The 19,584-nt window shown below is 45.6% G+C and carries 16 protein-coding genes; 11 read left to right on the forward strand and 5 right to left on the reverse strand.

The genetic code is table 11. The annotated features are described in order from the left end of the window. Positions 1-89: 89 nt before the first annotated feature. Together OB236_RS07605 and OB236_RS07610 are read right to left on the reverse strand one after the other, a co-directional pair. Entirely contained in the window at positions 90-974 is an 885-nt protein-coding gene (locus tag OB236_RS07605; protein WP_262683398.1) for a pirin family protein, read from the reverse strand. Then, positions 949-1,422, reverse strand: a complete 474-nt coding sequence (locus OB236_RS07610; RefSeq protein WP_262683399.1) for a MarR family winged helix-turn-helix transcriptional regulator — start codon at positions 1,420-1,422, stop codon at positions 949-951. Before OB236_RS07610 ends, OB236_RS07605 begins: the two co-directional genes overlap by 26 nt. Before the next feature lie 235 nt (positions 1,423-1,657). Between OB236_RS07610 and OB236_RS07615 the strand changes: the two genes are divergently transcribed. The 8 genes from OB236_RS07615 (at position 1,658) to OB236_RS07650 (ending at position 9,984) form a co-directional block, all read left to right on the forward strand. Continuing rightward, the gene (locus tag OB236_RS07615) at positions 1,658-2,494 is read left to right on the forward strand and encodes a YitT family protein (protein WP_076233798.1); all 837 of its coding nucleotides are present in this window, start codon (positions 1,658-1,660) and stop codon (positions 2,492-2,494) included. A 19-nt stretch (positions 2,495-2,513) separates the two neighbouring features. Next, positions 2,514-3,209, forward strand: coding sequence for a response regulator transcription factor (locus OB236_RS07620; RefSeq protein WP_262683400.1), 696 nt, complete (start codon positions 2,514-2,516; stop codon positions 3,207-3,209). Then, positions 3,202-4,305 (forward strand): HAMP domain-containing sensor histidine kinase, encoded by a 1,104-nt coding sequence (locus OB236_RS07625; protein WP_262683401.1) that lies wholly within the window; start codon positions 3,202-3,204, stop codon positions 4,303-4,305. Before OB236_RS07620 ends, OB236_RS07625 begins: the two co-directional genes overlap by 8 nt. Positions 4,306-4,432: 127 nt before the next feature. Then, positions 4,433-5,296: a VanY-A/VanY-F/VanY-M family D-Ala-D-Ala carboxypeptidase gene (vanY, locus tag OB236_RS07630; protein WP_262683402.1), complete on the forward strand. Its 864-nt coding sequence runs from the start codon at positions 4,433-4,435 to the stop codon at positions 5,294-5,296. 229 nt (positions 5,297-5,525) lie between these two features. Beyond that, positions 5,526-7,295, forward strand: a complete 1,770-nt coding sequence (locus tag OB236_RS07635; protein ID WP_262683403.1) for a sensor histidine kinase — start codon at positions 5,526-5,528, stop codon at positions 7,293-7,295. 32 nt (positions 7,296-7,327) lie between these two features. After that, complete coding sequence (locus OB236_RS07640; protein WP_262683404.1) at positions 7,328-8,149, forward strand: response regulator transcription factor; 822 nt, start codon at positions 7,328-7,330, stop codon at positions 8,147-8,149. A gap of 325 nt (positions 8,150-8,474) precedes the next feature. Further along, complete coding sequence (locus OB236_RS07645; protein ID WP_262683405.1) at positions 8,475-8,960, forward strand: CcdC family protein; 486 nt, start codon at positions 8,475-8,477, stop codon at positions 8,958-8,960. 202 nt (positions 8,961-9,162) lie between these two features. Continuing rightward, on the forward strand, positions 9,163-9,984 hold the full coding sequence (locus OB236_RS07650) for a Cof-type HAD-IIB family hydrolase (protein WP_262683406.1): 822 nt from the start codon (positions 9,163-9,165) through the stop codon (positions 9,982-9,984). Here the strand turns inward: OB236_RS07650 and OB236_RS07655 are convergent. Further along, positions 9,977-11,716 (reverse strand): glycine betaine ABC transporter substrate-binding protein, encoded by a 1,740-nt coding sequence (locus tag OB236_RS07655; RefSeq protein WP_262683407.1) that lies wholly within the window; start codon positions 11,714-11,716, stop codon positions 9,977-9,979. The genes OB236_RS07650 and OB236_RS07655 overlap by 8 nt on opposite strands. Beyond that, positions 11,716-12,918 (reverse strand): quaternary amine ABC transporter ATP-binding protein, encoded by a 1,203-nt coding sequence (locus tag OB236_RS07660; protein WP_262683408.1) that lies wholly within the window; start codon positions 12,916-12,918, stop codon positions 11,716-11,718. The genes OB236_RS07655 and OB236_RS07660 overlap by 1 nt, the downstream gene beginning before the upstream one ends. Positions 12,919-13,601: 683 nt before the next feature. Between OB236_RS07660 and OB236_RS07665 the strand changes: the two genes are divergently transcribed. The 3 genes from OB236_RS07665 (at position 13,602) to OB236_RS07675 (ending at position 18,177) form a co-directional block, all read left to right on the forward strand. Then, positions 13,602-14,549: a helix-turn-helix transcriptional regulator gene (locus OB236_RS07665; RefSeq protein ID WP_262683409.1), complete on the forward strand. Its 948-nt coding sequence runs from the start codon at positions 13,602-13,604 to the stop codon at positions 14,547-14,549. A gap of 66 nt (positions 14,550-14,615) precedes the next feature. Then, complete coding sequence (locus OB236_RS07670; RefSeq protein ID WP_262683410.1) at positions 14,616-15,155, forward strand: DinB family protein; 540 nt, start codon at positions 14,616-14,618, stop codon at positions 15,153-15,155. A 346-nt stretch (positions 15,156-15,501) separates the two neighbouring features. Beyond that, positions 15,502-18,177: a YhgE/Pip domain-containing protein gene (locus OB236_RS07675; protein WP_262683411.1), complete on the forward strand. Its 2,676-nt coding sequence runs from the start codon at positions 15,502-15,504 to the stop codon at positions 18,175-18,177. 119 nt (positions 18,178-18,296) lie between these two features. On the opposite strand, the gene OB236_RS07680 is transcribed toward OB236_RS07675, so the two are convergent. After that, positions 18,297-19,571 carry an alpha-L-fucosidase gene (locus OB236_RS07680; protein ID WP_262683413.1) on the reverse strand — a complete coding sequence of 425 codons (1,275 nt, stop codon included), beginning with the start codon at positions 19,569-19,571 and terminating at the stop codon, positions 18,297-18,299. Positions 19,572-19,584 lie beyond the last annotated feature (13 nt).

The raw sequence follows: 19,584 nt of genomic DNA on the forward strand, positions 1-19,584 counted from the left end.
TAACACTATTGGACTTTCAAAAAAAGAAATGACTCCCGATAAATCCAGAAGTCATCTCATGGCTGCTGAGCTGTGCTTTTCCTGATGTGTTAGAAATTTGCGTTACCCATTTTGCCTGATTGAAAGTCTTGATAAGCTTCAGTAATCTCTTCGCGGCTGTTCATGACAAAGGGACCTTGTTGAAAGATGGGCTCATTAATGGGTTCCCCGCTTAGGATAATGACCAGTGTATCATCGCTTTGTCCTTCAATGACGATTTCACCGGAAGTATTGCCAAATAGAACAAATGTTCCTTCGCTCGCGATGGTGGTTTCGTTGATTTTGGCTTCCCCTCTAAGCACCAAAGCGGCAGTGTTGAACGAGGAGGGAAGCTCGAATTGCGCTCTCCCATTAGCTTTGAAATCAATATCAAACAAATGGATCGGCGTGAAGGTGCTGGCAGGCCCACGAACGCCGTTGTACTCACCAGCGATGATACGGACTTCTCCGCCATCATTAGGCAGCGCTACTCTACCCATATTTGATTTCAGTAATTCCTGATATTGGGGCGGGTGCATCTTATTCGCACGAGGGAGATTAACCCACAGTTGAATAAAATGAAAGCTGCCGCCGCGTTGCGAAAATTCCTTCTCATGATATTCCTTATGCAGCAGTCCAGAGCCCGCTGTCATCCACTGAACATCCCCGGGTCCAATGATCCCGTGATTGCCATGATTGTCATGATGCTCGACATAACCGTCATAAGCAATAGATACCGTTTCGAAGCCTCTGTGAGGATGAGCGCCGACTCCTTTGGTTTTACTGCTGGGTGGAAAAACAAACGGTGCGTTATAGTCCATGAGAATAAACGGGCTGAATCGTTGTCCGAAGTTATTACCCGACGGAAAGTAGTTGGATACACGAAATCCATCCCCTACCATATGGAATGGTGCACCCTGATAGGTTCCCTCAATAGTTCTGAATGTTGTTGTCATATTCATGCACTCCTTTACCTAATAGTTTGAGCAGCTCAATGGTTTCTTGCTTTTGCGCTTGCGAAAGGCCGTTCATAATTTGCTGTATACTTTCTGCATGCTGTGGGAAAATACGATTAATCATTTCTTTACCTGCAACCGTCAAGTCCGCATAAACAACTCTTCGGTCTTCAAGGCAAGGGATCCGTTCAACGAGCCCCTTTTTCTCCAGCTTATCCAGGTTATAAGTCATCGTGCCGCTTGTGATTAGAATTTTCTCGCCAATTTGTTGAATGGGTATTTTGCCTTTGGTCGATAATACCTCCAGAATTCCGAACTCGGAAGGAGTTAACTCATAGTTTTTAATATCCTTGGCAGCCTTATCCATAAGGCTCTTGTAGGTTTTGGATAACACGACCAAGAGCTTGAGTGAAAGAGCTTGATCATCATCCGCAGACTGCTTCGTCATGGTGCATCACCTCATCGATAATATCTTTATATAAATAATCTTAAATTAAAGATATCATGTTAAGAATGTTTAGTCAACCCATGCTTCCATCGAAATGATGTGGAGATAATGGGTTCCACCGTCGGACAGCCAGCCTAAAATCATCGATTTTATGAGTAATTGCGTAATATGGTATACTATTCTCGCGTATAAGACGCTTGCATAATGGATCGTGTATATAAAAGGTGGCATTGTCATGAAACAAAAAGGCATAGATATGATTTTTCTTATTGCAGGTTCGTTGATGTTCGCACTGGCTGTTAATCTATTCATTATTCCCAATACCTTTGGTGAGGGCGGGGTTACGGGCTTAACGATTATTTTATATTACTTGTTCCAATGGTCTCCGGGACTGGTCAACTTGATATTGAATGCTTTTTTACTGATGATCGGCTATAAATTTTTGGATAAGACGACGATTATTTATACGATCATTGCTGTGGTCTTCAATTCTTTTTTTCTGTATGTCACAGAGGGCTGGCGCATTTCCTCTAATGAACTGTTGGTAAACGCCATATTTGGCGGGGTATTTGCTGGTATCGGGCTAGGCTTGATTATTCGGGTAGGTGGCACTACGGCGGGTTCGACGATATTGGCCAGGATTGCTAATAAGTATTTGGACTGGAATATCAGCTACTCCTTGCTGTTGTTGGATTTAATCGTCGCAGCTTCTTCCTATTTTATTATTGGGGCCCAGAGCTTGATGCTTACGATTATTATGCTTTATGTAGGCACCAAGGTGATGGATTTTATTATTGAAGGCGTTAATCCCAAAAAGGCGGTTACGATCATATCGGAAGAACAGAATAAGATCGCTGAGCAAGTGAATGTACGGTTGGACAGAGGCGTTACCGTTATGTACGGTCATGGTTACTATTCCAAAAAGCCCAGAGAGATCCTCTATATTGTAGTCAGCAAGCAGGAAGTCAGTTTGCTCAAAAAAATTGTGAAGTCGATAGATAAAAATGCGTTTATCACCGTTCATGATGTGCGTGATGTATTCGGAAACGGGTTTGTTGATATTTCAAAGTAATACACAAGGGATGGATCCTATGAAACGAATCACGATTTTAATAGCTGACGATGAGATAGAGATTGCGGAGCTGGTTGCGTTACATCTGCACAAAGAGGGTTATCACGTTATTAAAGCTTCGGATGGGTTGGAGGCTGTTCAGGCTGTTCAGACACATGCCGTTGATTTGGCGATTCTAGATATTATGATGCCCAAGCTGGACGGTTATGAAGTCACCCGACAAATTCGGGAACAGCATGCTATGCCCATCATTTTTTTGAGTGCCAAAACCTCTGATCTGGATAAGATCGCAGGACTGGTAAGGGGAGCGGACGATTATATGACCAAACCGTTCAACCCGATGGAATTGGTTGCTCGTGTGAATGCTCAGCTGCGGCGTTCGATGCAGTTGAATCAACCGGCAGCAGCGAATAAACCTGTGTTGGAGGCAGGGGGATTGGCCATTTATCCGGATCAACGTACCGTTACCCTGTATGGCCAGACTGTCGAGCTGACGCCAAAGGAATTTGATATCTTGTACTTGCTGGCCCGTTCTCCCAAGAAAGTCTATAGTGCGGAACATATTTTTCAGCAGGTGTGGGGCGAAGCCTACTATGAGGGTGGGAACACGGTCATGGTGCATATTCGTACCTTACGGAAAAAGCTTGGAGAAGATATGCATAAAAACAAGCTGATCAAAACCATTTGGGGAGTCGGGTACACATTTAATGGATAAAAAGCTGCGCAGCTTCCGGTCCAAAATGATCCTGCTACTCGGTTTAAGTATGATTCTATCCGGCATCATTACCTATGTTGTCTATAAAGCTCTCCAGCTGTATTATCATTCTCAAGTCCGATATGGAGATTCACTGGCTTATATTCGCTTGTTTGTGAATAGGATCGGAGACGTTAACTTTTTCCTGCTTATTTTTGTCCCGCTCGCGATCATGTTTTTCTTTTTCTTAACGAAGCCTTATGCTGCTTATTTTCATAAGATTTCCAACGGGATACATCATCTCGCCAATGGCGATTTTAAAAACCGGGTTCATATCTCAGCGGGCGATGAATTTGGCGATATTGCGAAGGATATTAATCTGGCTAGTGAAAAATTGCAAGCGGCTGTAGAGAGAGGTGATTTTGCAGAAAGCAGTAAGGATCAACTGGTCTTGAATTTGGCTCATGATTTGCGTACGCCTTTGACCTCAGTTTTGGGTTATTTGGATTTCATTCTTAAGGACGATCAATTAACAGAGGAACAAATCAAACATTATACGAGCATCGCTTTTACCAAGTCTCAACGATTAGAAAAGCTGATTGATGAGCTATTTGAAATCGCCAGAATGAACTACGGCATGCTTCCCATTGTAAAGGAAGAAATTGATCTTAGTGAGCTGCTTATACAAGTAAATGAAGAGCTATATCCGGTTTTGGAGAAAAATCAACTTATTGCCCGATTGAATGTGGCTCCGCATCTGAATATGTGGGGTGACGGCGAGCTATTGGCACGTGGATTTCAAAATCTTTTGACCAATGCCATCCGTTATGGAAGTGACGGCCAGTTTGTAGATATTAATGGCTATCTGGATGCCGGAGAAGTAGTCGTTCAAGTAGTCAATTATGGTGATTGTATTGATCCTGAGGAACTGCCCCATATTTTTGAAATGTTTTATATCGGCGATCAAGCACGATCTCATCAAGGGGGAAGTACAGGTCTCGGTTTGTTCATTACGAAAAATATTGTGTCGCAGCATCATGGCACCGTTACTGTTCAAAGCAGCTTGATACGTACGGTCTTTGAAGTGCGTTTACCCCGAGAGCACACCACGACATAACCAGATCATACAATCCCATCCCAAGTTTCCGTGCTCCCATAATTTAAGAAAAACTTTATATTTACCCCACTTCTTTTTAAAGATTTTCCCCTATCCTGAAGGTGTGAAGGACAGGAGGGAATTGAGGATGAAGAAGTGGTTTTTTTTGTTTGTTGTTCTTTTACTGCTCGGTTATGGAGTCTTTCAACAAAAGGCGGAGGTCTCACTGCTGTATCCAAGTAACAAACCCAATCAAGCACAAGAGGTGTCTTCTCAGGTGAAGAACCAAACGATAAAGGTGGCAAAGGATCAGGTCTACCAAGGGAATCTGATATTGGTCAATAAGGTATATCCCCTTCATCAACAAGGTGTGAAATCCGATGTGATCAAGCTGTCTCAGCATAAGGAATTGGTTAAGGGCTATGGCTTGTACGATAACAATATCCAACTATCCAAAAGTGTAGTTCAAGCATTCCAGAAGCTGGTTGGTGCTGCTGATAAAGATAAAGTACGCAACTTTTCCATAACAAGCGGCTATCGGGGCCTGAAGGAGCAAGAGAAGCTGTATGAAGAAATGGGCTCGGACTATGCATTGCCCGCGGGGTATAGCGAACACAATCTAGGTTTATCTCTGGATATTGGATCCACTTTGATGGAGATGAATCAAGCGCCTGAAGGAAAGTGGCTTAATCAAAATGCGTGGAAATACGGTTTTATTTTACGCTACCCGAAGGACCAGACAGCGATCACAGGCATTCAATATGAGCCATGGCATTATCGTTATGTTGGTTTGCCTCACAGCGCCATTATGCAAAAACAGCATTTGGTTTTGGAGCAATATTTGGATTACGTTAAAAAAGAAAAGAGCGTTACGTTTCAGGTTGATGGTGAGAAGTATGAGATTTCTTATTACCCGGTTTCCAATAACACGACGATTAAAGTACCCGCCAACCGCCGCTATGAAATATCAGGCAACAACATGGATGGAGTCATTGTGACGGTGTATCCCTGACTTCAACGAATTCATTAAAAAATAATCCCTAACCATGGGTAGATAAGCTATAATAAAATCCGGATAGCTAATTAGATGCAGCAGCTTGGATAGGTGAAGGAACAGCTGAATTTTACACAAAACTGTAAATTTATCAATCTGAATGGATCCGCAGAAGCGAGATCCTTTCTTTCATACAATTTTTACGATAGGTTTGGATCAAATTCTACCTGGAGGATAGCAGCCGATTATGAGCTATGTACTGTACTTTTCTGCACTGCTGATGGCCGCTACTTGCTGCTCCTTGTTCATGACCTACCTTTGCTGGAAAAGGAGGGAGCTGCCGATCGCGGTCAGCTTGGGCTTGGGCTTGCTGGCGGGTTCCTTTTATTCCTTCGGATATGCCTTTGAAATTGTCAGCTCCAACCTTGAGCAAATCCGCTTCTGGTTGAGGTTTGAATATATCGGAATTCCTTTTGGCACGGTACTCTGGTTTATGATGGTGCTGCAGTTTACGGGTCACCAAGCTTTTCTGAACAGAGGGAGAATCGCTTTGCTGATGGTCGTTCCTGTTGTTACGTTCGTAGCACATTATACGAACGACTGGCATCATTTGTTTTACAAAAGTATAACGATTGACGATTCTGAGGGATTTCCACTAGCTTCCATGGTCACGGGCCCTTTATACAAGGTTCATGTGGGGTATGCCTATTTCTTTTGCATTATCGGCATGGGTCTACTGTTTCATATGTATCGGGATGCGGCCACTACGGTCAGGAAGCAAATTATTTTTGTGGTGATTGGGTCCTGCGGGCCTTACGGCGTGACGGCTGTATATTTGAGCGGTATTATCCCTACTTCCGTTGATTTTTCCCCTTTCGGATTTGTTTTTTCGGGAATTTTTTATATGTGGGGAATCTATCAATTTAACCTGCTGAAGTTGGCTCCTCTGGCTTTACAAAAAGTGTTTGAATCGATGCGGGACGCAGTTATTGTATTAGATCTGGACTATAGGGTCACCAGCTTCAATCAGTCAGCCAGACGGGTGATGGCAGGCTTGAATCATAAAAAAGCGAATGGTATGCTGGCTGCCGATGTCTTCTCTGTGTATCCGGAGCTAATAGACAGGATCAGACAGGAGCCCTTCAAGGATAGCAGGCTGATGATTACAGAGGCAGAAACCTCCAAATTTTATAATGTCCATATCTCACAGGTCAGTGACAACAAACAGGTTGCGCTGGGTATTATGCTGCTGTTAAGCGATGTTACAGAGGATGTACATAATCAGGAGAAGTTGTTAACGAGTACCAGGCAGCTTGGCGAGCTCAATTCGTTCAAGGACAAGCTGTTCAATGTTATCGCTCACGATATTCGCGACCCGCTTGCGGTGCTTGTCAGTTTGATGGAGCTCATGGAGGAGGAAATGCAGTCTTGTGATGGGGAACATGATGAGGTAGTCAACGAAATGGGACAGCAAATCCAGAATACCTTTATGTTGGTGGAAAGTTTGCTGGAATGGTTTCGCAGCCAAAAAGGTGGAATGGTGTTTAACCCGGTTATCGCTGATCTGTCCCACACTGTTCAGGCTAATATCCGGCCGCTGCAGGTGCGAAGTAAAGGCAAGCGCATACAAATAACGTCTCTGATACCAAAAGGGACCCGGATATATGCTGACAAAGAAATGTTGGATCTGGTCATTCGCAACCTCCTGTCTAATGCGATTAAATTTACAGATAACGAAGGAAGCATTCAAATTGAAGCCCATCAGGTAGATAATGAAATTATTGTATCGATCAAAGATACCGGGTCTGGTATAACGCCGGATCAGGCCAGTACCTTATTTCAGGACGATAATCCGGTTTCTTCAGTGGGAACGGCTGGCGAGCGGGGTGTGGGGCTGGGGCTCACTTTATGCAGAGAGTTTGTTCGAATGAACGGTGGAGATATCTGGTTCGATAGTAAGCTTGATCAAGGGAGCATCTTTTACTTTTCCATTCCTACGCTTCACGAGGAAGCTTGAGTAATTACCGGACTAAAGGGAGGGGGGATGATATGAAGATCGTCATTGTCGATGACGAAAAGGCTATGCATTTGATCATGAGACGAATGCTTGGCAAGATCGAGGAAGTCGAAGTTGTAGGCAGTTTTCTGGAGACGATGTCGGCGTATTCGTTTGTGGAGAACCATGAAGTCGATCTGGTGCTGGTCGATATTAGTATGCCAAGAGAAAGCGGGATTGAATTTGCGCAAAGATTAAGAGAGCGTGGCGAACATATGAAAATTGTGTTTGTGACTTCACATAAGGAATATGCACTATCGGCATTCGACGTCTATGCGTACGATTATATCGTCAAGCCGCTTACACAGGATCGACTTCTTCGAACGATTCAGAGAGCACTTACCGAGCAATCGAATGAGGGGACTCAGATGGATCGCAGGTCGGTTACCCTTGCCGCGGGGCCTGTAGAAACGAAGTATGATTTTGAGAGAACTAACTTGGCCCAGCAGGAGCTGCGCACCGACTTGATGGAGAATTGGCCTGATTGGATAGAGGGCGGGGATTTGACGAATAAGCCTGGATACCAGAAATTGAATGATGCAAATCAGCTGATGAACAGCCCTGAACATATGGAGTTTCATCTTGCGAAGGATACCGGGGATGCCTTACAGGTCCTTGTGGATCCCTTGACGAACCGTGAAACGGAAATATTACTGGCTCTGGCAGAAGGCTTATCCAATAAGGAAATAGCCGATCGATTTTTATTAACGGAAGGTACCGTCAAAAACCATTTGTACAATCTGTACAGCAAGCTTAGTGTGAAAAGGCGGGCGCAGGCTATTAAACGGGCGAGGGAACTGCGGATATTAAGATAAGCTGTAAAGCATTCCATCTTTTTCATCATATTGGGGGTCAGACCGGTATGTATACGGATTAAAGAAAGCGTGTTATGCGTTGCAGCGCAGAATTCGCTTTTTTGTGTATTCATGGCAATCTAGGCAAACAGTGAGACCGGAGATATTTACGACATATGGGTAATAGTCACGGTTGACTACTACAGATTAACGATATATAATCATAATTATATTAGTCACGAATGACTAATTGAATGTCAGTCTTGGACTGTGTACTTTCTTATAGGATTGAACAATGATTTTTCTGAGATTATGATGGGAAGCCTAATATAGGAGGGATACAGTTATGGTCCAATTCGGTGCAGTTCATATGCAAGTTGTTTCGAGCATTGGAATGGTGGCGATGGCACTGCTAGCCATCTTCGTCCGTATGAGAGGAACCAACAAACCGATCTCAACCGTAAAAATCATCATGCCACCGATCGGTATGAGCACTGGTTTTTTGATGTTTGTCGCGCCTGCCTTCCGGGTGCCAGGGATGTGGGGTTTGCTTGCTTTTTTGGTGGGACTGCTGTTATTTTCTTATCCATTAATCCGAAGCTCGCAATTGGAGCTGCATGATGGTCAAGTGTTCGTCAAGCGATCCAAGTCATTTGCTTTCGTCATGCTCGGTCTGTTGGCACTAAGGGTAGCGCTTCATAGCTACATCGAACAATATATATCGATCCCGCAAACAGGAGCGCTTTTCTTTCTACTCGCTTTTGGCATGCTCGTACCTTGGCGGGCTGCCATGCTGCTGAGATACCGCAAGCTGCAGCGCACAGTTTCGTAAACATCACACATGAAAATGTGGATATAAATAGCTATCTCGCTCGTGTTCGAGTGTGGGATCAAGGACTGTGTGTTCTGCCGTTGCAGAGCCATGGTCCTTTTCTTTGGTAAAGTCATCAATCTCTTGCTTTCATAAAAGAGTTCTGGGACAATGAAAAGCAGATTCTTCATACGAAAGAGCAGACTGGAAAGGGCGTAATAGGATGAACTACAAAATGATCGTACTTGATTTAGATGACACGCTGCTTCGTGATGACCATACCATCTCTCCGCGTACCCTGAAAGCATTAATCAACGCACAGGAAGCAGGGGTTAAGGTAGTACTTGCTTCCGGCCGTCCTACGTTTGCGATGACCCATATTGCCAAGGAGCTGGAGCTCGAAAAATACGGAAGTTATATATTATCCTTCAACGGTGCCACAATTGTTAACTGCGCAACCAACGAACCGATATTCAGCAGTACCTTAACGCCAGAAACTGTACATGAGCTATACCACATAAGTAAACAAGAGAAAGCATGGATTCACACCTATACAGGTGATGAGATCGTAACGGAAGCCCATAATGAGTATACCGATATCGAATCCGTTATTACGGGAATGAAAATCGTCAAGGTAGATAGCTTTGTCGATGCGATCCAACAACCCGTTGTAAAGGTATTAATGATGGAAGACCCTGAAAAGCTGGTAATGGTCGAAAAGAAACTTCAAGAGCAGCTCAAAGGCAAGCTGAGTGTAATGCGCTCGAAGCCGTTTTTCCTGGAGTTCACGGAAGCTGGCGTAGATAAAGGGACAAGCTTGCATCATCTTATTCAGCAGCTTGGCATTCAACAAGAAGAGGTCATCGCCATCGGAGACAGTTACAACGACCTTGCCATGATTACATTTGCAGGACTGGGCGTGGCGATGGGCAACGCCCATGACGATATTAAACAAATTGCCGATTTTGTTACGGATACCAATATGAACGATGGCGTTGCCAAGGTCGTTGAAGCCTTTATTTTAGATAAGCTTGCAGCTATTTGACAGCCAAGTCTTCAATAGAGGTAACGCTCATATAGGCAGGAACGACCAGTCCGAGCTTGGTTCCAACCAGGTTGGGTCCGAGGTCTTCGAATTTACCTTGAAATTTCTCATAATAGTCTTGATGTGTTGTGGGCAGCCAGCCTGCCACCATGGCGTCAGCATCTCCGCTAGCGATCCCTGCCCACATCGGTCCGGCTTCCACCTGCAGCATATCCACTTGGTAGCCTAATTTGCTTTCCAGCACGTATTTAACAACGTTCGTACTGGAGATTTCAGAATCCCAAGCTACATAGGCAAGCTTTATCTTCTTTCCTCCCACTTTGGGAATCCCGCTAATCCAGGCATTCACTTTATCTGGGTTAGCCTCCACCCACTGTGAAGCCGCTTCTTCCGGTTTGTACCCCTCCTGAATGTTGGCCATCACCTGCTCCATATCGGCAGGCTTCCACTGAAAACGATCTAGGAATTGGTAAGCGGCAGGCTGATCCGCTTGCAAATGCAGACGTACAATCGTGTGAATCTCCTCATCACCACCGAATACGTTTTTCGGATCGGCCAAATATTTGAGCTCGTACTTGGCAAACATCCAGTGCGGTGTCCAGCCAGTCACGATAATGGGCTTGCTTTCCTTGTAGGCTCTGTCCAGGGCTATGGTCATAGCCGTACTGGACCCTTCGATGAGCTTCCAAGAGGTAAGGTCATAGGCTTTAAGTGCTTTGTCCGCAGCATTCATGAGGCCTGAACCGGGATCAATACCAATTATGCTGTAGCCCACCTGATCTCCCACAGAAGAACCTGTCGCAACAGGAGCCTTGTTCCTTATTCCGATAAAGATAGCAGCGATGCAGAAAGCGACTACAGCCGCGATGATCAAAGGCTTTTTTAAGGCGAAAGACGGTTTCGCTGTTCTTTTCTTACCGATTACGCTCTGTGTCAGTCGGTCCAGTAAGATAGCCAATACAACAACGGCAAGGCCTGCCTCAAACCCCTGTCCTGTTTTCAATTGGGTGACCGCCCGGTATACATCGGCTCCGACACCCTGCGCTCCGATCATGGAAGCAATAACTACCATCGACAAAGACAGCATAATGGTCTGATTGACCCCGGCTAATATAGTTGGCAGCGCAAGTGGAAACTGAACTTTAAAAAGCTTCTGAGCCGGAGTCGACCCGAATGAATCCGCAGCCTCCACTAAATCATCTGGTACCTGTAAAATGCCGAGATTCGTTAAACGAATAGTTGGCGGGATTGAGAAAATAACCGAGGCGATAACACCTGGAACGACGCCAAGACCAAAAAAGGTAACCGCAGGGATCAGGTACACAAACGCTGGCATCGTCTGCATAAAGTCCAGTATCGGGGTCAGCGTACTCCTCACCGAGCGGTTTCTGGCGCACCAGATCCCGAGAGGCAGACCAAGAATAATGGAAATAAGAGCGGAGGTTAATACCAGCGCCAAAGTGTCCATGGTGGGTTCCCAATAACCGAGATTAAGAATAAGCAGCAATCCGAGTACTGCAAACAACGCCAGCCGCCATTTACCGAAGTAGTAGGCAAGAAGCGTCAGGATTACGATAACGACAAGAGCGGGGAAAGCATGGAAAAGGAATGTAAATCCACCTACAATCCCGCCAATAATCGAAGAGAAAAAATGAAACAGAAATGCCAGATTCGTATTTAGCCAGGTGATGACGGATTCTACCCAGCGGTCCAAAGGAATTTTTGGGAGCATCAGGGGTTCACCTTCTTGTCAGTAGGTTCAGGGGCGCCTGCAATGGCAGCCAGAACTGCGCCGCGGACGATAATACCTAATAGACGTCCTTTTTCATCGACCACTGTAACCGGAATTTTGGCACTGCTAATCAGCTCAAAGCACTCATTCAGATGGATGTCAGGTGGAACCGTAGGCACATCCCGAATGACGATATCCTCAATGGTTTGACGAGCTTGTACAGCCATCGCTGCGTCTTCTGCCGTAATGGCGCCTATCAGCCTCTTGGCTCTGTCCACGACATACAGGTTCGAAATCCCGCTTTCCTGCATCAGCTGCAGAGCGACTCGGGGTCCGCGTTCCATAGTAATGGTTTCCGGTCTACGCATTACGTAGGCAGCTGTTAATACTTTGGACAGATCGACATCCTCCACGAAACGTTCCACATATTTGTTCGCCGGATTCATTAATATTTCCTCAGGTGTCCCAATCTGGACAATGGAGCCGTCCCGCATAAGAGCGATCTTATCGCCGATTCGCAGTGCTTCATCCAAGTCATGCGTGATGAAAATAATCGTTTTTTTCATTTTATCCTGAAGCTCCAGCAGCTCGTCCTGCATATCTTTACGAATTAAAGGGTCCAAAGCGCTGAATGCCTCATCCATGAGGAGAACGTCCGGATCATTCGCTAAAGCGCGAGCCAGTCCAACCCGCTGCTGCATGCCACCACTTAGCTGGTCGGGATTACTGTCCCCGAGTCCATGCAAACCGACAAGCTCCAAGGACTCCAGCGCTTTCTGCCGATTGGCCTGCTTGGAGCCGCCTTGAATCTCCAAGCCAAACTCGACATTCTCAATGACTGTTTTATGTGGAAACAAGGCGAACTTTTGAAAAACCATACTGATCTTGCTGCGCCTGACTTGACGAAGCTGTTCTTGGTTCATCGTTACGATGTTCTCTCCATTAATGAGAATTGTTCCTGCGGTCGGTTCAATAAGACGATTCAATAGACGGATCAGAGTCGACTTTCCGCTTCCGGACAAGCCCATAATGACAAAGATTTCACCAGCCTGTATGGTCAAATTGACTTTGTTGACGCCAATGGTATGCTTGGTTTCTTCGTATATTTTCTTTTTGGACCATCCCTTATCCAGAAGCAAGAGGGCCTTTTTGGGGTCTTGTCCAAATACCTTCGTCAAATTGATAACTTCAACAATATGCATAGTGACCTCCATCGACAAATTCCACTCGAACCCAAGTTTCAATGTTAATGGTATATACATAAAATTGAGAATTCATTCACCAGCTTCCGAAACTCGCATCGCTTGCACGACAAATGGGGAAAAAGAGTTTTTTGATACTAAATTGCTGCTTTCGACTATTATGGCGAATTGTTAACAATAAAAAAAGCTACCCTTCCGCCTGAGCGGTCATGGATAGCTTTTTTGCCGTGAAGATGTTATTCGTCTTCTTCCCATTTACGTGAGTAAGCTTTCTTGGTAATCCAAAAAGTTAAACCCAAAACGATAATCAAAGAAATAACCGACCCAAAGATGATAGCAACCATCATGTTTAACACGATCCTTTTGGATATATTGAATTCCTAATTTCCAAGCCCCATACCCTGAATGAGATAACGCTAGTTTGCCCATATCCTGTTGAATTCATGGCTACGTTGTTTATGGAGTATGGATTGTATATACGATTATTATATCATGTTGTTTGATATATCTGACTATTCGAATGTGGCAAAATTGAAGCAGCGCCTGGGGGGTCAAGGCTAATAACGGCGAAGAGCAGCCCGACGGTTCCCTTTTGCCTTCAGAGCGCGCTGCGTATCGATTTTTATGGTAAGCTTTACAAATGAAGATAGTAGGGTTGTATATTCCGGAGGGGATACATCGGTATGAACAAAACAGACCGTCTGTTAGCCATCGTACTCGAGCTGCAGCGCAAGGGTGTTTTAAGAGCAGAGGATATGGCGGCCAAGTTTGAAACAAGTACAAGGACCATATATCGTGATATTCAAGCGCTTAGTGAGGCAGGCGTTCCGATTGTCGGTGCTCCGGGATTAGGATATTCCTTGATGGAAGGGTATTTTTTACCTCCGGTGAGCTTTACAGCGGGAGAAGCCGTGGCGCTAATGATTGGTACGGACTTTGTCGAGCATAAATTTGATTCGGATTACCGTACAAAGGCACAAAGCGCTCGCGAAAAAATCGAAGCGATCTTACCGGAAAGTGTAAGCCAGGAGACAAACCGGGTTCGAACGACGATCAGATTGCTCGTTACGGGTGAAACCTATAATAGTGGACGAGAAAAAGAAGGCTTGGAAGCTTTGCGCCGGGCCATACTGGACAAGCGCAAGGTAAGATTTCATTATTCGAAGAACATACCTGGAGCGGATGGAAATCGTCATAGTGTTCGTGATGTTGCCCCATATGGACTTGTGTTTGCTCAAGGTTCATGGATATTGGTAGCGTATTGTGATTTACGTCAGGAGCTTCGCCATTTTCGCTTATCTCGAATGAGTGATTTGACCTTATTGGAAGACTCATTCACGTTTCCAACTGACTTTAATTTGCAGGACCACAAGCCTGCAGATGACCGGCGTGTCCTTGTGCGTGTTCAAGTACATCCAGATATTGCGGATAAAGTTAAGGGGGCAGGCAGCTTTTTCATGACACAAATGGAGGATCATGAGGAAGGTTTAATGGCGACCTTTCACGTTCGTCAGCCTGAGGAGCTGCTGCATTGGGTGCTGGGCTGGGGGGCAGATGTCGTGGTGCTTGAGCCAGAATCGCTGCGAAATCGGGTCCGTGAAGAAGCTGCAAAGATGCTGAAAGGCTACTGACATAATGGTGTCAGTAGCCTTGTTGTATAGTAAGAGCAGATCAAGAAGAAGGAGCTGTTTCAAGCTATGCATACAACCGAAACCTTACAGCATTTTGGAGAAATCACCGAACATTATATTCAGGAATTAAATGAATTTACTATGGAGCAGCTAAGAAGACAACCGAGTGAGAGCGAATGGTCGCTGGGACAAATGTATGTGCATCTGATTAATTCTGCTCTGTATATGCAGCTCCGCAATGCGGATGATTGCATGACGCGAAGCGAAGATGCGATTATTTCTACAGAAGGAAAAACAGAAACAGGAGAAGCGATATTTAACCAAGGAAGCTTGCCGCCAATCCGTATTCAGGTTCCTGCTTCACCGCAATACACACCAGGACAGCCCGATAGTAAGGAGCAGCTTGTTCAAGGGCTGCAAGCGGTCTTGCGTCGAATGAAAGAGATTGGGCCGATGCTTGAACAGGAATCCATGCAGCACACCGTCGCCCATCCACGTTTCGGTATGTTAAATGCCAAGGAATGGTTTATGCTCGTCGAGATGCACTACCGTCACCATTTAAGACAGAAGGACCGTTTGAAAAACGAGTTAGCAAGCAGCGTATAAGGATAAGCCATACCTGAATACAACCGCCGCTGATATTTCCATTATGATCGTTCTTTAAAAGCCTTGAGCTCATAGCTCTTGGCTTTTTATGCGCTGTAAGGAACGCGTCACACCTACGATCTGTTGGATAGTTGATGCTGATCATTACACGGTTACAGATTGGGTCAAAGTCTAGAGGCTTTTAAATTTGTTAATTTCGTGCTAGAGCGGGTAATTTACGACGAATAAAGCCAATCTATAACTCATAGGGTTTCTTCTCAATCATTTCCTTTCATGATAAGATGTCACTTAAGTGTTGAGATCGATTAGCAATTTATTTCATTCCAACAGTACAGGTGGTCCATACATGCGTTCCATATGGCAAATATACAAAACAGATTGGTTAAATATTTTCAAGGTGCCTACCGGGATTTTTCTGATCATAGCCATTATTTTGCTTCCATGCTTATATGATTGGGTAAATATTAAATCGGTTTGGGATCCGTACGCCAACACGGAAGGGGTCAAAGTAGCGGTCACGAGCGAGGACCTCGGAACAACTGTTGCCGGGAAGAGCATTAATATCGGTAAGGAGCTGCTGGACAGCTTACACAATAACAAGAAGCTTGGCTGGACCTTCGTCACCAAGGAAGAGGCGGAGAAAGGTCTGGATCGTGGCACCTATTATGCCAGCATCTTGATACCATCCGACTTTTCCTCCAAAATCACGGGGATTGTCAACGGCAATCTGGAGCGGCCTGAAGTGATCTATAGCGTTAACGAAAAAGTGAATGCAGTCGCACCCAAGATCACTTCATCAGGTGTTTCAGCGATTACCAAGCAGATTAACGAGAACTTCACGGAAGCCGTCAGTGAAGCTTTACTTACGAAGCTTACAGAGATCGGCATTCAGATCGAGGAGCAACTGCCCACAATTCGTAAGATCGAGACCGGCATCTTTGAACTGGAAGGCAAGCTGCCCGAGATTCAGGCTGCAGGACAAAAGGTGCTGGAGCTGGAACAGAAGCTGCCCGAAATTCATGACAAGGCACAAATCGTTCTTGAAGTGGAGCAAAAAATTCCCGAGATCAATCAAGCCGCTCAATATGTTCTAAAAATCCAGCAAAATTGGCCGAAAATCAATGAGGCGCTCTCGGAAATTGTAGTCATTCAGAATAAACTACCTGAGATCAAACAGGCCGTCGCCCGAATTCAGGAGCTGGATGATAACTTTGACAAGGTAGCCAATACGATTGCTCTTGCCTCAGATAAAGCGAGTAAGGCTATCGAAATCGTGACGGCTGCCCAGAATGCATTGCCGCGAATTGCTGAAATCGCTGATGAAGGCACCGCAATCGCCAATGAATTGAACAAGTTCCTGACAGCAAACGAGGAGACGTTCAAGCTGATTGCTCCGCTGGTTAAGCAGAATTTAACGTTGGCACAGCAAGCTGCGGATGCAACCTCGCTGCTCACAGAGAGATTGTTGAATATTAATCCGGCTTTGATGCCTACTGCAGCGGAGGTAACAGCGGTGAAGGACAGGCTCTCTACAGTTGTACGATTGCTGGGACATACCTCGTCGTTGCTTAGCCGAATCAATAGCTATATTCCGGGTCAGCCATTGAATGATCATATAGTACGGCTGCAAACAATTGAGAATAATATGAATCTGCAAATCGCAATTTTGGGCGCGATTGCAACCGATCTGGTGAATGGGAAAACTCCCCTTAAGGATGCGGTTAAACGCTTGAACGAGCTATCCCAAAATACGAGTGCTGCATTAGGGATTATTCTCTCCAAGTACGATAGCGAGATTGTTCCCAACCTGACCAAGGGGATCGAAATACTGAAAACCGTTAACGTTACGGCCTCCGATATTCTTCAGACGGCCAAAGGCAAGCTCCCCGATATTAAGGCAATTCTTGAGGACGTGAAGAGTGGACTTGAATTCGGGCAGGCAGAATTGATTAAGATCCAGGAGCAGCTGCCTCAGATCCGCGCGAAGGTTCATGAAATGGCGCAAGCGCTGCAGAGCAAGGCAGAAGCTTTTGAGAAGGCGATTAATATCGCCGCACCGTTTGTTCAGGATAAGCTCCCTGAAATCGGGGAGAAGCTGGACAAGGCAGCAGCTTTCATCAATAACGATCTGCCTCAGACGGAGGAGGAGCTCGTCAAGCTGGCCGATTTTGTGCGTAACAAGCTGCCCGAGGTGGAGTCCGGCATCCATAAAGTCGCGGGCTTGGTTCGTGATGATCTGCCTCAACTTGAGCGTGCAATCAGTCAAGCAGCGGACAAGCTTAGAGAGGTCGAAGCTAACAATCACTTCGCTGATCTGGCCAAGCTGCTGCGTGGGGACATCAAGAAGGAAAGTGAGTTCCTGGCCAGTCCCGTACAGATCAAAGAGAATCGGAAATACCCGATACCGAACTATGGATCGGCGATGTCACCCTTTTATTGTGTATTATCCTTATGGGTGGGTGCGACTTTGTTGATTTCATTATTGAAGTCGGAAGCCAGTAATCCGGAAGGGCGCTTTAAGCCCTACCAACTATATTTGGGCCGATTGGCAACCTTCGTGACGATTGGGCTGTTCCAGGCGTTATGTATCACACTCGGCGATTTCTTTATTCTACACGCCTATGTGGCAGATAAAATTTGGTTCGTTCTGTTCGCTATGCTGGTCAGCACCGTATTTGTGACGATAACCTTTACACTCTTGTCCGTCTTTGGCAATGTAGGGAAAGGCATTGCGATCATCTTCATGGTATTCCAATTCTCCAGCTCGGGCGGAACGTTTCCCATCAGTATGACGACGCCTTTTTTCCAGGCTCTGAATCCATTCATGCCCTTCACTTATGCGATCAGCCTGCTGCGAGAAGGGGTTGGCGGGATTCTATGGGCAACGGCGCTCAAGGATATCGTTTGTCTGATCGTTATTATTGGTCTCAGCCTGTTCGTGGCTCTGGTTCTGAAGCGTCCGCTCAGTGGTATTATCAAGAAATCGATGGAAAATGCCAAGAAAACGAAAATCATTGATTGATGAAGGTTAATCGCGTATGTGCGGAAAGAACGTAGAGGTGGAGTAGCTAAGCTGCCACGGAATTTTCCTCATCCCATGGCAGCCCCACTTCTTTGACAACGGACAGCCGAATCTTGATTTCACCAAAGCTGCAGTTCAACTACCGTATCTATCTCGTCCGGCAGCATGGCACCTGAAAATGTAATGAATGCACCGCCTTCAATGTCGGAGTATTCTTGGGCCATCCAAGGAGCTTCCACCTTCAGCTCAGTTCCATCCCGCAACAGTCTGGCTTTCATGATCTTGCCCTTCAGCCCCTCGAAATAAATCGGTCCAATTCCACGATCATACACGTGTGCGTACAATTTGTTGCCACTCTGCGTATAACGGCCCCACTCTGGCTTCGGTAAAATGGCGCCTCCACAGCCGTATATGCTCTCACCGTTCAACCGCAGCCATTCACCTACGTCACGCAGCACGTCCAGCGATTCCCGGTTGATTTCACCTTTGGCATCGGGGGCAACATTTAACAGTAAATTGCCGTTTTTACTGACACACTCAACCAGTGTGCGAATGACCTGCTTAGCAGACTTATAATTTTTATCTGTGGAATGATAGCCCCAGTTATCGTTTAGCGTGATGCAAGCTTCCCAGGGAACCGGTGCACCTTTTACATCAAGAATACCGCCAGGCGGTATAATTTGCTCTGGTGAGAAGAAATCGCCTGCGTATTCTTCAGGCTCTGCTGCACGGATATTCCCACCGAGACGATTGTCGATGATAATGTCCGGTTGAATGGAACGAATCATTCGGATAAGCTCTGTTGCTTTCCACTTCTCGCCAGTCATATCGTCATAGGAGAAATCAAACCACATGATGTCGATCTTACCGTAGTTCGTCAGAAGCTCCTTAACTTGACCATGCATATAGGTCAAATACCGGTCAAAATCAATGGGCTTGTCCTTAGCCGATTCGTTGTCACGATCCGGATGAGCCTTATCCCCATAACCAGGATAATCATCATGATGCCAGTCGATGATGGAGTAGTACAAGCCTACGCTAATCCCTTCCTCACGGAACGCATCCACGTATTCCTGGACAAGATCGCGACCAGCCGGTGTGTTGGTTGCCTTAAAGTCCGTCAGCTTGCTGTCGAACAAGCAGAAACCGTCATGATGCTTGGTCGTCAATACAGCGTACTTCTGCCCAGCAGCCTTGGCCGTTTTAGCCCATTCTCTAGGTTGATAACGAGATGCATCGAATTCATCAAAATACGTTTTATAGTGCTCGTAGCTCATTCTCTCATTACCACGAATCCATTCCCCCCGTGCGGGAATCGAATACAATCCCCAATGAATGAACATTCCAAACCGATCCTGCAAAAACCAACGGGTTCTTTCCTCTCTCGTACTCATTCGACAATTCCCC

The organism is Paenibacillus baimaensis, assembly GCF_025567575.1.

Coding starts and splice junctions, on each gene's coding strand:
- OB236_RS07675 (WP_262683411.1), top strand. CDS start 15,502: ATGCGTTCCATATGGCAAATATACAAAACAGATTGGTTAAATATTTTC.
- OB236_RS07670 (WP_262683410.1), top strand. CDS start 14,616: ATGCATACAACCGAAACCTTACAGCATTTTGGAGAAATCACCGAACAT.
- OB236_RS07655 (WP_262683407.1), bottom strand. CDS start 11,716: ATGCTCCCAAAAATTCCTTTGGACCGCTGGGTAGAATCCGTCATCACC.
- OB236_RS07635 (WP_262683403.1), top strand. CDS start 5,526: ATGAGCTATGTACTGTACTTTTCTGCACTGCTGATGGCCGCTACTTGC.
- OB236_RS07650 (WP_262683406.1), top strand. CDS start 9,163: ATGAACTACAAAATGATCGTACTTGATTTAGATGACACGCTGCTTCGT.
- OB236_RS07680 (WP_262683413.1), bottom strand. CDS start 19,571: ATGAGTACGAGAGAGGAAAGAACCCGTTGGTTTTTGCAGGATCGGTTT.
- OB236_RS07615 (WP_076233798.1), top strand. CDS start 1,658: ATGAAACAAAAAGGCATAGATATGATTTTTCTTATTGCAGGTTCGTTG.
- OB236_RS07625 (WP_262683401.1), top strand. CDS start 3,202: ATGGATAAAAAGCTGCGCAGCTTCCGGTCCAAAATGATCCTGCTACTC.
- OB236_RS07660 (WP_262683408.1), bottom strand. CDS start 12,918: ATGCATATTGTTGAAGTTATCAATTTGACGAAGGTATTTGGACAAGAC.
- OB236_RS07645 (WP_262683405.1), top strand. CDS start 8,475: ATGGTCCAATTCGGTGCAGTTCATATGCAAGTTGTTTCGAGCATTGGA.
- OB236_RS07610 (WP_262683399.1), bottom strand. CDS start 1,422: ATGACGAAGCAGTCTGCGGATGATGATCAAGCTCTTTCACTCAAGCTC.
- vanY (WP_262683402.1), top strand. CDS start 4,433: ATGAAGAAGTGGTTTTTTTTGTTTGTTGTTCTTTTACTGCTCGGTTAT.
- OB236_RS07620 (WP_262683400.1), top strand. CDS start 2,514: ATGAAACGAATCACGATTTTAATAGCTGACGATGAGATAGAGATTGCG.
- OB236_RS07640 (WP_262683404.1), top strand. CDS start 7,328: ATGAAGATCGTCATTGTCGATGACGAAAAGGCTATGCATTTGATCATG.
- OB236_RS07665 (WP_262683409.1), top strand. CDS start 13,602: ATGAACAAAACAGACCGTCTGTTAGCCATCGTACTCGAGCTGCAGCGC.
- OB236_RS07605 (WP_262683398.1), bottom strand. CDS start 974: ATGACAACAACATTCAGAACTATTGAGGGAACCTATCAGGGTGCACCA.